Source organism: Pseudomonas sp. B8(2017), from assembly GCF_002113575.1.
Taxonomy (GTDB): Bacteria; Pseudomonadota; Gammaproteobacteria; order Pseudomonadales; family Pseudomonadaceae; genus Aquipseudomonas; species Aquipseudomonas putida_Z.
Map to the genome: position 1 here is coordinate 1 of NZ_NEIO01000026.1, position 15,279 is coordinate 15,279.

Sequence of the window (15,279 nt, forward strand, 5' to 3'; positions counted from 1 at the left end):
TCGCAAACTCAACGTTAGCCAAGAACCACGATGACCATCCTCTTTCGCCCGCAGGGCGCCTTCGGCTGGTTCAGTTACACCACTTCCCGGGACACGATCGTTAAAGCGCACACTTCATCAAGCATTCACCGGAGACGTAAATGAAAAGTCAATCAGGCATCATGGCGTGCTTTTTCCGCTGCTGGCGCGACATCTCAGACGACCCGCTCAAAAACAAGGTATCCATGAGCGACTTACCGGAGGAAGTAGACATCGCATTACTCCGTACCAATGGCTCAGAGTCGGGTTTCTGGCCGGCACTCGAAGGAAAGATCATTCCCGCACTGCACAAGAAACAGATCAAGGTCGTCCGCTCACTGCCTATCAGTGAACTACTCAAACCTGATGCGACAGCAGAAGGTATCTTCGAAAAATTCTTCAGCTGGACCAAAGGCCTCGATGGCCTTTGTATTACTACCTTCAACCCCTTGCCAGAGCACGAACGCCAGCAGGCCGAAGCAATTTCAGCAAAGCTGAGAAACCTGCTTGGTAAAGACCGACTGTTCATCTACGACGCCAACGAGGAAGGCGATGTCGCCTTGATTCGCTCACAGGCGAAGAACATGGACTATCTGCTATTACATGCATACGGTCATCGTCCAGAGCGCACACAAGCAATATTCGACCGGGCGTTCGACGGATTTCTCCCTCCATCGAAATTTGTGCCTGGTTTCACGTTCTATGAGGAACACAGCGGCATGCCCAAGGGCGATGTGACGGAGCCGTTCGAAGGAAGTTTGGCCTACCAGAAGGCCAAGTGGCAACTAAACCAGGGAACCAAGGGAGGCATCTTTTCCTTTGCCGTTGACCGCGACGGCGTGAAGGAACGTGATGATAGGCTGCTACCAACCACCTTCGAGTGGACCAAGAAACTGAAAAGACTGCTCTAGGTAGCGCGCTGAGAATTGGCCGAAATGGCAACCATCCCCCCACAGGTACCGCGCGAACAACAAACCTGTGCGGTACCTGTGAGAGGGGCCTTAGCCGCGAAAGAACCCGCCCAGAGAATGATTCAGTAGAGATTAGGTTCCATCTCCAGTTCAACGCCGAACCGCTCGAGGATATCGGCCTGGATCCGCCGCGCCAGCGCATGCATCTGCGCCCCGCTCGCCTGGCCATGGTTGACCAACACCAACGACTGCAAACGATGCACCCCGGCATCCCCCTCGCGATGCCCCTTCCAGCCTGCCTGCTCGATCAGCCAGCCAGCCGCCAGCTTCATCTGGCCATCGGCCTGGGGATAAGCCACCACCCCTGGGTACTGCGCACGCATACCCTCGACCTGTTCCGCCGAGACAACCGGGTTCTTGAAGAAACTCCCGGCATTACCCAGCACGGCAGGGTCTGGCAGCTTCTCGCGGCGAATGCTGCAGATCGCCTCGCTGATCGCCTGCGCGGTCGGCTCGGTCACGCCCTGCTCTGCCAACCGCTGGCGCACCGGGCCGTAATCCAGGTGAGCCTGCAGCGTTCGGCTCAAGGCAAAGCGCACACGCAGGATCAACCAACGGCCGGGGTTGCGCTTGAACAGGCTGTCGCGATAACCGAAGGCACATTCCGCCAGGCCGAAGTCACGCAACTCCCCGGTCTCGCGATCCAGGGCGGTCAGACCGACGAACACATCCTTGATCTCCACGCCATAGGCACCGACGTTCTGCATCGGTGCGGCGCCCACGGTACCGGGGATCAGGCTGAGGTTCTCCAGCCCGCAATAGCCCTGCGCCAGTGCCCACTGCACGAACGGGTGCCACGGCTCCCCGGCTTCGGCCTCGACCACGATACGTTCGCCATCGTCGCTGAGCACGCGCCGGCCACGGCTGGCCATATGCAGCACCAGCGCATCGATATCGCGGGTCAGCAGCAGGTTGCTGCCACCGCCAATCACCAGCACCGGCACGCGGCCTCGCTGCGCCTGGGCCAGCGCCTGGCGCACCTCCTGGTCGTCATGTGCCTGGGTGAAATACCGCGCCTTCACGTCGATGCCAAAGGTGTTGTACGGCTTGAGCGATACCTGCTCCTGCCACTGCACTGTCATAGCCGCCCCTTGATTTCCAGGACCAGCGCCTGGCACGCCGCTTCAACCAGGTCGAGCACCTGCTCGAAGCCATCGGCGCCGCCGTAGTACGGGTCTGGCACTTCATCCAGTGCTGCGCCATAGCGGCGCAGGAACAGGTCGAGCTCCCCCACTGCCGTGTGCGGGCGCATCGCACGCAAATGGCCGAGGTTGCTCTCGTCCATGGCCAGGATCAGGTCATATTCGGCAAAGTGCGCCGCCTTGACCTGCTGGGCGCGTTGCTGCGAAAGGTCATAGCCACGCGCCAGCGCTGCCTTGCAGGTGCGGCTGTCAGGCGCCTTGCCGACGTGCCAGTCGCCGGTGCCGGCCGAGGCCACATGCACCCGGTCGGCAAGCCCGGCAGCCTGCAATTGATGGCGCAGCACGCCTTCGGCGGTGGGCGAGCGACAGATATTGCCGAGGCAGACGAACAGGACGCGCATCAGGCCTCCAGCAAGCGCCGTACGCGCTCCAGGTCTTCAGGGGTATCCACGCCCACGGCAGGCGCCTCGATGGCGTCTTCGACGTGGATGCGCACGCCATGCCACAGGGCACGCAGCTGCTCCAGCGCTTCGGTCTGCTCGAGCCAGCACGGGCCCCAGCTGACGAAGTCCTGCAGGAAGCCGACGCGGTAGGCGTACATGCCGATGTGGCGGCGATACGGCACGCCTTCCGGCAACAGGTTGCGGTCCTTGGCAAAAGTATCGCGGGCCCAGGGCAGCGGCGCACGGCTGAAGGTCAGGGCCAGGCCGTTCTTGTCGCTGATTACCTTGACCGCGTTGGGGTTGAACACGGTTTCCGGCTCATGGATCGGTTCGGCCAGGGTGGCGATGCCGGCTTCCGGATGCGCTGCCAGGTTGGCTGCCACCTGGTCGATGATCACCGGCGGGATCAGCGGCTCGTCGCCCTGCACGTTGACCACGATGGCATCGGCAGACAGGCCCAGGTGTACGGCCACTTCGGCCAGGCGGTCGGTGCCGGACTCATGGTCGGCACGGGTCAGCAGCACTTCGGCGCCGAAGGCCTGGCAGGCCTCTACGATGCTGGCGTCGTCGGTGGCGATGACCACGCGGCTGGCGCCGCTCTTGCGGGCCTGTTCCCACACATGCTGCACCATCGGCTTGCCGGCGATCGGCAGCAATGGCTTGCCCGGCAGGCGCGTGGAGCGCAGCCGGGCGGGGATCACCACGGTGAAATCCAGGCTCATTTGTCCAGACGCTCTTCATCAGTCAGGGTGCGCGCCTCGCTTTCCAGCATGACCGGGATGCCGTCGCGGATCGGGTAGGCCAGGCCAGCGCCCTTGCTGATCAGCTCGGTCTTGTCGGCACTGAGCTTGAGCGGGCCCTTGGTGATCGGGCAGGCCAGGATATCGAGCAGTTTGGTGTCCATTTGAGGCTTCCTTTAGGCCAGGTGGCCGGGAATTGAAAAAGGGCTCAGGGCTTGCGCAGCAAGCGTTGCAACTGGTTGTCGAACCAGGCGCTGAAAGCTGGCGTGGGCTGCGCCTCGACGGCCAGGTACCACCAGTCGTCAGCGGCGAAGGCCCGGCATTTCACCGCATCCTTTTCGGTCATGACCAGCGGCAGCGGCGGGCTGAAGGCCAGGCTCTGGGCGCTGAACTGCGCATGGTCGGCAAAGGGATGCGGCACCGGCTGCCAGTTTAGCCCCAGCAGGGTATTGAAGAAACGTTGCGGGTTGCCGATACCGGCCACCGCGTGCAGGCGTTGGCCTGCAGGGAAATGGTCAAGCGCGCGGCGCTCGCCGCTGCGCAGGTTGACCAGGGCTGACGGCTGCAGGCAGAAGCCGAAGCCATCGGCGCGGTCTGCGCTGGCGCCGTTGAACAGCACCGCGTCAGCCTCGTGCAGGCGTTCGGCCGGCTCACGCAACGGCCCCGCCGGCAGGCAGCGGCCATTGCCCAGACCGCGGGCGGCATCGATCAGCACCAACTCCAGGTCGCGGGCCAGGCGGTAGTGCTGCATGCCGTCGTCACACAGGATCAGGTCGAGAGGTTCGCTGGCCAGCAGGGCCTGCACGGCGCGGGAGCGGTCGGGGTCGATCATCAGCGGCACGCCGGTGCGCTGCACGATCAGCAGCGGTTCATCGCCGGCCTGCTCGGCAGACTGGTCGGCCTGCACGCGCCAGGGTAATTGCGGCGGCTTGGCGCCATAGCCACGGCTGACCACGCCCACCTTCAGCCTTTGCTGGCGGCAGTGCTCGATCAGCCAGAGGATCATCGGCGTCTTGCCGGTACCGCCCACGGTGATGTTACCCACCACGATGACCGGTACCGAGGCCCGGTAGCTGGCACTTTCGCCACTGAGAAAACGCGTCCGCTTGCGCGTGACCACGCGGCGATACAGCGCCTCCAGCGGGCGCAGCAGCGCCAGGGCCGGGTGCCCGGCGTACCACGCGGCGAGCAGACGGTCGGCGAAAGCCATCAAGGCGTGCCCTGAGCCGCCTCGACGGTGGTCATGCGCAACTGGCTGAAACCGAGCTTGCCGGCGGCATCCATCGCGGTGACCACAGCCTGGTGCGGGGTCTTGCCGTCGGCGCTGATGGCCAGCGGCAGCTTGTTGTCGCCGCCCGACTCACGCTCGATCGCTTCGCTCAGGGTGGCCAGGTCGCTCTTGGGCAGCAGGTGGTTGTTCACCGAGTACACGCCTTCGGCGCTGATGGTGATTTCCACCAGCTTGCCCTGGTCGGGCGGCGCCTGCTCGGCGCTGGCGGCTTCGGGCAGCTCGACGCGCAGCTGGGTCTCGCGGGTGAAGGTGGTGGTGACCACGAAGAACAGCAGCAGGACGAACACCACGTCGATCAGCGACGCCAGGTTGATGTCGACGCTCTCCCGCTGACGATTGCGCCGGAACTTCACGCCTTGCCTCCGGCCACTTCCACTTCACGGTCGCCCTGGATCACTTCCACCAGCTTGATCGCTTCCTGTTCCATGCCGACTACCAGCTCGTCGATGCGGCGCAGCAGGAAACGGTGGAAGAACACCGCCGGGATACCGACCATCAGGCCGGCCGCGGTGGTGACCAGGGCCTTGGAGATACCACCGGCCAGCACTGCGGCGTTGGCGGTCATCTGCGAGCCCATGAAGGCGCTGAAGATGTCGATCATGCCCAGCACGGTGCCCAGCAGGCCCAGCAGCGGAGCCATGGCGGCGATGGTGCCGAGGGTGCTGATGTAGCGTTCCAGTTCGTGGATGACGCGCGAGGCGGCCTCCTCGATGCATTCCTTCATGATTTCGCGGCCATGGCGCGAGTTGGCCAGACCGGCGGCAAGGATTTCGCCCAGTGGCGAATCGGCGCGCAGGGCCTTGAGCTTGTCACTGGTCAGTTGCTTGTCCTTGATCCACATCCACACCTGGCCCAGCAGGTGCGGCGGGGTGACGCGGCTGGCGCGCAGGGTCCACAGGCGCTCGACGACGATAGCCATGGCAGCGATGGAGCTCAGAATGATCGGCAGCATCATCCAACCACCGGACTTGACCAATTCCCACACAGTAAACGCCCCTTCGGAAAAAGGCCGCCACTCTACCATAGGCGCGCCGGGGGCTCATCTGCCGGAGGTCAGGGAATTGCCCTACCCGGTTTCTACCTTGAGCTGTCGGGTGGCTGAACTGGTCCTTTCGCGGGTGAACCCGCTCCCACAGATTCAGCATCAACTCGAAGCCAGCGCAGTACCTGTGGGAGCGGGCGCGCCCGCGAAAAAGACGACGCGGTGGATGGCACCGGCTTTGCCGGTGTTCGCGGGCATGCCCGCTCCCACAGGTACCGCGTGATCTCAAGTGCGACGCCGTCCCTGTGTGGGTTTACCCGCGAAAGGGCCAGCTCAGCCACCGCCCGCATCCCTCCAGAAACGCCTCTGTCGGCGCACACTCTCGACCTCCCCCTGCCTCCCCAACACCAACCGCAACGCCCCCTGCTCCGCTGTGTCATGCATCACCACCCCATGCCGCCGATAACGTTCGACCACCTGCGCGTGCGGGTGCCCGAAGCTGTTGTTGCGCCCGCGCGAGATCAGTACCCCGCGCGGCGCCGTGGCGCGGATGAAGGCCTCGCTGGACGAACTGCGGCTGCCATGGTGCGGCGACTGCAGCCAGTCGATCCGCGGCGCTTCTGTGGCCGCCAGCCAGGCCCGTTCGGCACCGGCTTCCATATCTCCCGCCAGCAACAACCGCTCACCCTGCGCCTCGACCAGCAACACACAGGAACGGTCATTGCTGCTCTGTCCATCAGCCCAGCGCCACAGCGAAAAGCGCACGCCATCCCACGTCCACTGGTCGCCACTGACACAAGGCTGCAGTTGCATGTCATCCAGCACTTCGCCGCCGATCACCCGTTCGACCGGCAGGCCACGCATGATTGCGCCAGCACCACCGGCGTGGTCGGCATGGGCGTGGCTGACCATCATCAGGTCCAGGCTGCCCACCCCCAGCTTGCGCAAGGTCGGCAACACCACCCGCTCGCCCAGGTCGCTCTCTCCCCTGGCCGGCCCGGCGTCGTACAGCAGGTCGTGATGCCGGGTGCGCAACAGCACCGCCAGCCCTTGGCCGACGTCCAGCTGCCAGACCTCGACCTGGCCGAACGGCACCGTCTCCCGGGGTACCCACAGCGCCAGCAGCATCACGCCACCCAACCCGCGCAGTGGTACGCCACGGGGCATCAAAACCAGCAACGTACCCAGGCACACCAGCAACCAGGCCCACAACGGCAGAACTGCTGGCAGCCACGCCGACTGCTGTTGCGCCACCAACTCCAGCAGCCGGAAAAGCCCATCGAGCAGACCACCCGCCAGCCACAACAGCACCTCCCCTACCCCGCCCAGCGGCAGCAGCAAGGTCCCCAGCAACGCCAACGGCAGTACCGCCAGGCTGACCCACGGCACCGCAACAAGGTTGGCCAGCGGCGCACTCAGGCTCACGGGCAAGCCCGTAGCCAGCAGCACCGGCAGCAAACCGATGGCAATCACCCATTGCGCCCGCGTCCAGGCTTGCCAGGGCCGCCAGCCGCCCAGGCGGGCACTGAAGCAATAGCCAAGCGTGGCCACGGCCGCGAACGACAGCCAGAACCCGGGCAGCAGCGCGGCCAACGGCTCCACCAGCAGCACGGCAACCAGCGCCAGCAGCAACGGCAAGGTCGCACCAAGGTGGCGAAAGCGCATGCGCCAGAGCAACACCACGGTCAGCATCAGGCAGGCACGCTGCACCGGTACACCACCACCGGCCAACCAACCGTAGGCCAGTGCCGCAGCCATGGCCAGGCCACACGCCCAGGGCAACCAGGGCAACCGAGCGGGCCACAGCCCCCAACGCGCCAGCCCGGCAACCAGGCCATACAGCAAACCGGCAACCAGGCCGATGTGCTGGCCAGAGATCACCAGCAGGTGCACCGTGCCGGTGGCCTGCAACGTTTGCCAGTCCTCCCGGGCCAGGCCCGTCCCGTCGCCAAGCACCAGCGCCACCAACGCTGCCTGCCGGCCATTGGCCTCGACTGCCAGCAGGCGCTGGCGCAACGTGTCGCGCCAGCCGCCGACAACCGGCGCCAGCAACTGCCCGGCCTTGACCGTACCGGTCGCACCGACGCGCCGCGCCAGCAATTGCGCCTCACGGTCCGGCCCATGCGGGTTGAGCAGCCCGGCCGGGCGCTGCAAGGTCACCGCCAGCCGCCACTGCTCGCCCGCGCGCAGCGGCGGGCCGTCGAACCAGCTCAGTTGCAGGCGCTGCGGCAGCTCTGCCCGCCGCGAGCGGGCCGCGTCCAGCTCGAAGCGCACACCCTGCGCAGTCCGGGTCGGCAGGCCGACCACCTGGCCCTCAAGCCACAAGGTGCGGCCATCCAACCCGGGTGCCAGGCGGTCATCCAGGGCCTGCTGCGCAGACCAGCAGGCCCAACACAGGCCCAACAGAAAACAGCCCAGCGGCCACAGTCGGGTGAACAGGCCGAGGCCACCGACTACAACCAGCAGCACCAGCCATCCGACCGATGGCAATGCGGGGAGAAAGCCCAGGCACAACAGCCCGAGCGCGAGCGCAAACATCCCTGTGCGCATGAAGTAGAGCTCCAGAAGCGAAATCACCTTCTGAGGCATAGCCCAATTGCCGGCAGCGCTTGCTCAACAATTGTCACAAACTCTAAACGAGGCTGAGCGGGAATCAGGGCATACTGCCCGGATCAACGCTCCGGGAGCCTACATGCCGCGCCGACTTTTCAAACGCTACATGCCGGACCCGACCAGTATTCGGGAACACAAGTCCTTACGCTTTTTCGGCAAGTTGCTGCATGACCCGAACCTCTGGCACCTGAACCGCCATTCGGTGGCGAGGGCCATGGGCGTTGGCCTGTTCGCGGCGCTGATCCCGATGCCGGCGCAAATGCTGCTGGCTGCCGCGCTGGCCATTCCGCTGCGCGGCAACCTGCCGATCGCGGTCAGCCTGGTTTGGCTGACCAACCCGCTGACCATGCCACCGGTGTTCTTCGTCACCTACATGACCGGCGCCTGGCTGATGCAGGTACCGCCGCGCACCCTGCCCGACGAGCTGACTTTCCAGTGGATCACCGACCAGCTGTCGACCTTGTGGCAACCTTTCCTGCTCGGCTCGGTAGTGTGCGGTGTGGTGCTGGGCATCCTTGGCTACTTCACCACCATGCTCTACTGGCGCTGGTGGGTGGGCCGGCAGTGGCGTCTGCGCCAATGCCGGTGCAAGGTTTCAGGCACGCATGCCGCGGCCGCTGACCAGCAGGCGAACGCACACCAGGTAGAGCACCGCGGTGGCGACCAGCATGAAGGTAATCGCCGTGCCAATGCTGATATCCGACACCCCTAGGATGCCGTAGCGGAACGAGTTGACCATGTGCAGCACCGGGTTGGCCAACGAAACGGTCTGCCAGAACGGCGGCAGCAAGTTGATCGAGTAGAACACCCCGCCCAGGTAGGTCAGCGGCGTCAGCACGAAGGTCGGGATGATCGAGATGTCGTCGAAGTTGCGCGCGAACACCGCGTTGACGAAGCCCAGCAGCGAGAAAATGGTGGCGGTCAGCAGCACCACGACCACGGTCACGCCCAGGTGGTGCACCTGCAGGTGGGTGAAGAACAGCGACAGGAAAGTCACGATCACACCCACCGCCAAGCCACGCAGCACGCCACCCAGCACATAACCGACGAGGATGGTGTGTGGCGATACCGGCGACACCATCAGCTCTTCGATGGAGCGCTGGAACTTGCTGCCGAAGAAGCTCGACACCACGTTGCCGTAGGAGTTGGTGATCACCGACATCATGATCAGCCCCGGCACGATGTACTCCATGTAGGTGAAGCCACCCATGTCGCCGATCTGCCGGCCGATCAGGTTGCCGAAGATGACGAAGTACAGAACCATGGTGATCGCCGGCGGCAGCAGGGTCTGCGGCCAGATACGCAGGAAGCGCCGCACTTCGCGGTAGACGATGGTGTTCAGGGCGACCCAGTTGGTGCGCAGTTCCACACTCATACGGCCACCTTCGACAGGTTTTTTTCCACCAGGGACACGAACAGCTCCTCGAGTCGGTTGGTCTTGTTGCGCAGGCTCTGCACCTCGATGTTCTGCAGCGCCAGCTGGCCGAACAACGCAGTGATGCCGATGTCCTTTTCCACCTGCACTTCCAGGGTGTGCGGGGTCAGCAACCGGCACGGGTAGCCCTGCAGCACCGGTGCAGTGGCCAGGTCCTGCTTGATGTCGAGGACGAAAGTTTCGACATGCAGCTTGCCCAGCAGTTGGCGCATGCTGGTGTTCTCGACGATGGTGCCGTGGTCGATGATGCCGATGTTACGGCACAGCTGCTCGGCCTCTTCCAGGTAGTGGGTGGTGAGGATGATGGTGATGCCCTTCTGGTTCAGCTCGGTGAGGAAGCTCCACATCGAACGGCGCAGTTCGATGTCCACACCGGCGGTGGGCTCGTCAAGAATCAGCAGACGCGGCTCGTGGATCAGCGCGCGGGCAATCATCAGGCGGCGCTTCATGCCCCCCGACAGCGAACGCGACTGCACGTCACGCTTGTCCCACAGGCCGAGCTGGGTCAGGTACTGCTCGGCACGCTCCTTGGCCACCTTGGGCGGGATGCCGTAGTAACCGGCCTGGGTCACGACGATGTCGAAGGTTTTCTCGAACTGGTTGAAGTTGAACTCCTGCGGCACCACGCCCAGGCAACGCTTGAGCGCCGACGGCTCGCGGTCCAGGTCGTGGCCGAACACGTTGACCGTGCCGCTGGTCTTGTTGACCAGGGTGGAGAGGATGCCGATGGTGGTGGACTTGCCCGCGCCGTTGGGGCCGAGCAAGGCGAAGAAGTCGCCTTCGGCAACATCCAGATCGATGCCCTTGAGGGCCTGGAAGCCGTTGCCGTAGGTCTTGGTCAGCTGTCGGATGGACAGGGCGGAACTCATAGCGGGTCACTTACCGAGAAAAAGGTGCAGGACACGCCAGGTAAAGGCACTGGCGCAGTGAGTGCGGCCAATGGTGCTTGGCCTGGCCGCACAAGTACAGTCATGTGTATTGATAATGACTATCGAAGTAGCCGTGGTGTTCGATCAGGTCAGCGCAGTCATTACCGCTGCCTGGTACGCAGGGCGGGCCTTGAGGCGCTCGTACCAGGCCTCCAGGTGATGCATGGCCGGGCGCTCGATGGGCATTTCGAACCAGGCATAGATGAAGCTTCCCAATGGGATGTCGCCCATGCCGATCTGGTCACCGGAAAGGTACGGTTGTTTGGCCAGGGCTTCGTCGGCAATGGCCAGCAGCTGGGCGCATTGCTTGTGCGCAGCGTTGATCGCCACCCAGTCGCGCTGGTCTTCCGGGGTGCGCAACAGGCCCCAGAACAGTGGGCGGAACGGCGTGGCGAAGGACGAGGTGGTCCAGTCCATCCACTTGTCCGCCAGGGCGCGCTGACGCGGGTCGTCCAGGTACCAGCCCTGCTCCGCACCGTATTCGGCGCACAGGTAGCGGACGATGGTGTTGGATTCCCACAGGGTCAGGTCGCCGTCTTCCAGCATCGGCACCAGGCCGTTGGGGTTGCGCGCGCGGTAGTGCGGCTCGTTGACCACGCCGAAGGCGCCGCCGGCGTCGATCGACTCGAAATCCAGGCCCAGTTCGTGGGCGATCCATAGCGCCTTGCGCACATTGCTCGAATTCTTGCGGCCCCAGATCTTCAGCATGGCAACGTCCTTATGAATGCGGAGGTGGTGCAGTCTACTCCAGACTTTCGTCGCCTGTACCGGCCTCTTCGCGGGCACGCCCGCTCCCACAGGGATCGCACCAGGCCTCAGGGCGGTGCAGTACCTGTGGGAGCGGGCGTGCCCGCGAAGAGGCCGGTACAGGCAAACACCGGACTGAAACTCCCGCCGCCATACCCTGTCACTGTTCTGACCCGGCCGTTCGCAGCGTTGCGTCTAAGCTGTCTGGGACGGCTTACCCCCTGGTTCCAAGGAGGACCGATTATGTTGCTGTTGTGGTTGGTAGTGCTGGTGATCGGCGCGGCGTACCTCACGCACCGGCGCCTGGCGCCCTTGCATATTCTCGGCATCATGGCCGCTTATGTGCTGCTGATGGGCATTTTCAGCAGCGCTCCCGGCTGGCTGCTGACCCTGATCTGGATCGTGCTGGCACTGAAAGTCGCCCTGGTGGCGCTGCCGGAATGGCGCCGCAAGGTATTCACAGGCCCCGTGTTCAAGTGGTTCCAGCGCACCCTGCCGCCGATGTCGCAAACCGAACGCGAGGCGATCGACGCCGGCACCGTATGGTGGGACGGCGAACTGTTCAGCGGCCGTCCAGATTGGCGCACCCTGCTCGCCTACCCGGCGCCGAAGCTGACCGAAGAAGAACAGGCCTTCATCGATGGCCCGACGGAACAGCTCTGCGCCATGGTCAGCGACTGGCAGATCGGCCAGGACATGGACCTGCCGCCCGAAGCCTGGGCACATATCAAGCAGCATGGCTTCTTCGCCCTGATCATCCCCAAGGAATACGGCGGCAAGGGCTTTTCAGCCTACGCCCACTCCCAGGTGGCGATGAAGCTGGCCACCCGCAGCGGCGACCTGGCTTCCACCGTGATGGTTCCCAACTCGCTCGGCCCGGCCGAACTGCTGTTGCATTACGGCACTGACGAACAACGCAACCACTACCTGCCACGCCTGGCGCGTGGCGATGAAATCCCCTGCTTCGCCCTCACCGGCCCGCTGGCAGGTTCCGATGCTGGCGCCATGCCTGACACCGGGGTGGTCTGCAAGGGGCAATGGAACGGCGAAGAGGTCATCGGCCTGCGCCTGAACTGGGAAAAGCGCTATATCACCCTCGGCCCCGTCGCCACCCTGCTGGGCCTGGCGTTCAAGGCCTACGACCCGGACCACCTGCTCGGCGAGCAGGAAGAACTGGGTATCAGCCTGGCGCTGATCCCTACCGACACGCCCGGCGTCGAAATCGGCAAACGCCACCTGCCACTGGGCGCCGCGTTCATGAACGGCCCCAACAGCGGCAAGGACGTATTCGTGCCGCTGGAATTCCTCATCGGTGGCCAGGCCATGCTCGGCAAGGGCTGGATGATGCTGATGAACTGCCTGTCGGTAGGCCGCTCCATCTCCCTGCCGGCCGTGGGCACTGGCGCTGCCAAATACACCAGCCTGGTCACCGGCCAGTACGCCAACATCCGCGAACAGTTCAATGTTCCGCTGGCTGCATTCGAAGGCATCCAGGAATCGCTGGCACGCATCGGCGGCAATGCCTGGCTGATGGACAGCGCGCGGCTGCTGACCGCCAAGGCCGTGGACCTGGGCGAGAAGCCTTCGGTGCTGTCGGCGATCCTCAAGTACCACCTCACCGAGCGTGGCCGCGAGTGCATCCAGCACGCCATGGATGTACACGGCGGCAAGGCCATCATCATGGGCCCGAACAACTACCTGGGCCGTAACTGGCAAGGTGCACCGATTTTCATCACCGTCGAGGGGGCGAACATTCTTTCGCGCAACCTGATGATCTTCGGCCAGGGCGCCATCCGTTGCCACCCGTTCGTGCTCAAGGAAATGGCCCTGGCCGGGCGCGAGGACCGCGATCAGGCATTGAGGGAATTCGACGATCTGTTGATGAAACACATCATGTTCGCCGCGAGCAACGCGGCCAGCACGCTGGTGTTGAACCTCGGCCTCGGCCGCCTGGAAAGCGTACCGGGCGATGCCTTGAGCCAAGGTTACTTCCGGGCGCTCAACCGCCAGGCCGCGGCCTTCGCCCTGCTGGCCGACCTGTCGATGATGCTGCTGGGCGGCGCGCTGAAACGCCGTGAAAGGCTGAGCGCAAGGCTGGGGGATGTGCTGAGTTACCTTTACCTGTCCAGCGCCGCGCTCAAGCGCTATCACGACCTGGGCTCACCGGAACACATGCAGCCCCTGCTGCGCTGGGCGATGGAAGAGAGCCTGGGCCAGGCAGAAAAGGCCCTGGACCGGTTGCTCGACAACTTCCCCAACCGCTTTGTCGGCTGCGCACTGCGGGTACTGGTGTTCCCCTTCGGCCGCCGCCATACCGGGCCAAGCGATGAGCTGGATGCCGAGGTGGCGGCGCTGATCGGCCGCAGCAAGGGCGACCCGGCGCTGGAGGAGTTGCTTGCTGGTTGCTTCAGGCCACAAGCCGACGGCGACCCGGTGGCGACGCTGCAACAGGCCTACGACTTGCTGGATGAAGCGGCGCCCCTGCACAAGGCGCTGCATCAGGCAATCAAGGAAGGCAAGGTACGGCCGGCACCTGGGCAGTCGTTGATCGATGCAGCCGTTGAGGCCGGTGTATTGCAGGCTGGCGAAGAGCAACGGCTGCATGCCGCGGAGCAAGCTCGTCGGGCAGTGATCGATGTGGATGCCTTCGACAAGGCGCAGTTGCTGCCAGAGCAAGGCAAGGTGCGCTGAACCAAGGGGCCGCTTTGCGGCCTCATCAGCAACGGACGTATACTCCGCGCCCGTTTCAACCACCCCGAGGACCGCCCCATGGCCACCCCCCAACTGGAATATCATCTGCAACTGTTGAGCCACCTGCGTACCATCCTGGTGGCCCTGGGTGAAGCCGAGCAGGTACCGGAGGAAAGCCACGCCCTGTTCCTCGAACGATTCGATGAACTGCTGACCTTGCTGCCGCAAGACCCGCTGGAAAGCCAGTATCTGGGCCAGGACCTGATCTGCCAGGTGATCCTGCGATATCCGCAAATCGCCCACCTGGTGCCGCGCGACCTGCTGTGGTTCTTCGCTGGCGATTGCCTGCACTACATGCCCGACGAAGAGCTGGAGCTTTACCAGCAACTGGAAGAGCGCCGCTACGAAGCAGAACAGAACGGTGAGCCATTCGATTGGCATCAGCAGAAGCAGCTGTTGAACACGCCGAAACAGGCACCGGGCCACTAATCCCGAGCAATAGCCGCACCTGAAGTGCGGCTATCCCTGTTTCCATATCCCGATAACGAAAAGTATTACAGCCCCGCATAACTCATATCCATAGCCTGTCGTGGTCACGAAAGCTCTCGGTTCACTTCCCTTTCGCTGACCTGTGGAGAGCCTCCGCAGCCAACACTTCAACTGTATGGATATATCAATGAAAAAGCTCACACTAGCTATTGCCCTGGCACTTTCAGCTGGCACGGCAATCGCTGCTCCCGAAGAAGGACAGATCGAGTTCACCGGTTTCATCAACCCGGGTGGTACTTGCCCGATCGACCTGGTCAACCCGGGCCTGGGCGATGTGCCATGGGTTTCGTTGGGCACCCCCAATGCCAACAAGTTTGAAAAAACAGGTGATACCAGCGAGGAAGTAGCATTTGCCCTGCGGGTTACCCCTGGCGCAGGCTGCGTGCTTCCGCCCAACCCTACAGCCACGGTCAAGTTCGAGCCTCTGCACGGGATCGTTGGCCCAGGCTCCGACCTCTACGGTATTCGCCAGGGTGGCAGCGCGGCCACCGGCGTTGGTATCGCCATCAAAGATGATACCGGCACCAAAATCACGCCAAATACCGACTCCAAAGCTTACGACCTGTACCAGTCCTCGCCAACCGACATGCTGTTCTACGCGAACTACGAGTCGATTGTCGACGATGTCACACACGGCCTGGCCCAGACCTTTGTGAAATTCACCGTCGCCCTGCCTTGATCAAGTTGCCAGGTGCTTTCGCACCTGGTTCCTGTCGCCCGGATCTCAC

General features: G+C 63.8%; 15 protein-coding genes and 1 pseudogene. 5 read left to right on the forward strand and 11 right to left on the reverse strand.

The genetic code is table 11. From position 1 onward, the window contains the following. The first annotated feature begins 140 nt into the window (after nucleotides 1-140). Nucleotides 141-929 (forward strand): hypothetical protein, encoded by a 789-nt coding sequence (locus CAG22_RS24660; RefSeq protein WP_085590133.1) that lies wholly within the window; start codon nucleotides 141-143, stop codon nucleotides 927-929. A gap of 122 nt (nucleotides 930-1,051) precedes the next feature. Here the strand turns inward: CAG22_RS24660 and murB are convergent, their stop codons facing one another. The 8 genes from murB to CAG22_RS24700 all read right to left on the reverse strand — a co-directional run bounded on the left by murB (nucleotide 1,052) and on the right by CAG22_RS24700 (nucleotide 8,137). Further along, nucleotides 1,052-2,071, reverse strand: a complete 1,020-nt coding sequence (murB, locus tag CAG22_RS24665) for a UDP-N-acetylmuramate dehydrogenase (RefSeq protein WP_085590131.1) — start codon at nucleotides 2,069-2,071, stop codon at nucleotides 1,052-1,054. Further along, nucleotides 2,068-2,532, reverse strand: coding sequence for a low molecular weight protein-tyrosine-phosphatase (locus tag CAG22_RS24670; RefSeq protein ID WP_003259973.1), 465 nt, complete (start codon nucleotides 2,530-2,532; stop codon nucleotides 2,068-2,070). Before CAG22_RS24670 ends, murB begins: the two co-directional genes overlap by 4 nt. Next, nucleotides 2,532-3,296 (reverse strand): 3-deoxy-manno-octulosonate cytidylyltransferase, encoded by a 765-nt coding sequence (kdsB, locus tag CAG22_RS24675; protein ID WP_085590129.1) that lies wholly within the window; start codon nucleotides 3,294-3,296, stop codon nucleotides 2,532-2,534. Before kdsB ends, CAG22_RS24670 begins: the two co-directional genes overlap by 1 nt. Beyond that, nucleotides 3,293-3,478 (reverse strand): Trm112 family protein, encoded by a 186-nt coding sequence (locus CAG22_RS24680; protein ID WP_011532874.1) that lies wholly within the window; start codon nucleotides 3,476-3,478, stop codon nucleotides 3,293-3,295. The genes kdsB and CAG22_RS24680 overlap by 4 nt, the downstream gene beginning before the upstream one ends. Before the next feature lie 44 nt (nucleotides 3,479-3,522). Continuing rightward, nucleotides 3,523-4,524 (reverse strand): tetraacyldisaccharide 4'-kinase, encoded by a 1,002-nt coding sequence (gene lpxK, locus CAG22_RS24685; RefSeq protein ID WP_085706356.1) that lies wholly within the window; start codon nucleotides 4,522-4,524, stop codon nucleotides 3,523-3,525. Beyond that, complete coding sequence (locus CAG22_RS24690; protein WP_025338207.1) at nucleotides 4,524-4,958, reverse strand: biopolymer transporter ExbD; 435 nt, start codon at nucleotides 4,956-4,958, stop codon at nucleotides 4,524-4,526. Before CAG22_RS24690 ends, lpxK begins: the two co-directional genes overlap by 1 nt. Further along, nucleotides 4,955-5,590, reverse strand: coding sequence for a MotA/TolQ/ExbB proton channel family protein (locus tag CAG22_RS24695; RefSeq protein ID WP_016391244.1), 636 nt, complete (start codon nucleotides 5,588-5,590; stop codon nucleotides 4,955-4,957). Before CAG22_RS24695 ends, CAG22_RS24690 begins: the two co-directional genes overlap by 4 nt. 330 nt (nucleotides 5,591-5,920) lie before the next feature. Then, on the reverse strand, nucleotides 5,921-8,137 hold the full coding sequence (locus tag CAG22_RS24700) for a DNA internalization-related competence protein ComEC/Rec2 (RefSeq protein ID WP_085706371.1): 2,217 nt from the start codon (nucleotides 8,135-8,137) through the stop codon (nucleotides 5,921-5,923). Nucleotides 8,138-8,279: 142 nt separating this feature from the next. On the opposite strand from CAG22_RS24700, the pseudogene CAG22_RS24705 reads away from it, so the two are divergent. Beyond that, nucleotides 8,280-8,786, forward strand: a pseudogene (locus CAG22_RS24705) (DUF2062 domain-containing protein); the annotation flags it as partial. A 9-nt stretch (nucleotides 8,787-8,795) separates the two neighbouring features. Here the strand turns inward: CAG22_RS24705 and CAG22_RS24710 are convergent. The 3 genes from CAG22_RS24710 to CAG22_RS24720 all read right to left on the reverse strand — a co-directional run bounded on the left by CAG22_RS24710 (nucleotide 8,796) and on the right by CAG22_RS24720 (nucleotide 11,272). After that, complete coding sequence (locus CAG22_RS24710) at nucleotides 8,796-9,575, reverse strand: ABC transporter permease (protein ID WP_003260104.1); 780 nt, start codon at nucleotides 9,573-9,575, stop codon at nucleotides 8,796-8,798. Continuing rightward, nucleotides 9,572-10,504, reverse strand: a complete 933-nt coding sequence (locus CAG22_RS24715; RefSeq protein WP_085693398.1) for an ABC transporter ATP-binding protein — start codon at nucleotides 10,502-10,504, stop codon at nucleotides 9,572-9,574. Before CAG22_RS24715 ends, CAG22_RS24710 begins: the two co-directional genes overlap by 4 nt. Before the next feature lie 144 nt (nucleotides 10,505-10,648). After that, nucleotides 10,649-11,272, reverse strand: coding sequence for a glutathione S-transferase (locus CAG22_RS24720; protein WP_013971559.1), 624 nt, complete (start codon nucleotides 11,270-11,272; stop codon nucleotides 10,649-10,651). A 282-nt stretch (nucleotides 11,273-11,554) separates the two neighbouring features. On the opposite strand from CAG22_RS24720, the gene CAG22_RS24725 reads away from it, so the two are divergent. The 3 genes from CAG22_RS24725 to CAG22_RS24735 all read left to right on the forward strand — a co-directional run bounded on the left by CAG22_RS24725 (nucleotide 11,555) and on the right by CAG22_RS24735 (nucleotide 15,230). Then, the gene (locus CAG22_RS24725) at nucleotides 11,555-14,002 is read left to right on the forward strand and encodes an acyl-CoA dehydrogenase (protein ID WP_085706357.1); all 2,448 of its coding nucleotides are present in this window, start codon (nucleotides 11,555-11,557) and stop codon (nucleotides 14,000-14,002) included. A 78-nt stretch (nucleotides 14,003-14,080) separates the two neighbouring features. Next, on the forward strand, nucleotides 14,081-14,491 hold the full coding sequence (locus CAG22_RS24730; protein WP_085590121.1) for a PA2817 family protein: 411 nt from the start codon (nucleotides 14,081-14,083) through the stop codon (nucleotides 14,489-14,491). Nucleotides 14,492-14,678: 187 nt separating this feature from the next. Further along, a complete protein-coding gene (locus tag CAG22_RS24735) occupies nucleotides 14,679-15,230 on the forward strand; it encodes a fimbrial protein (protein WP_085706358.1) in 552 nt (183 codons plus the stop codon). Nucleotides 15,231-15,279: the final 49 nt, after the last annotated feature.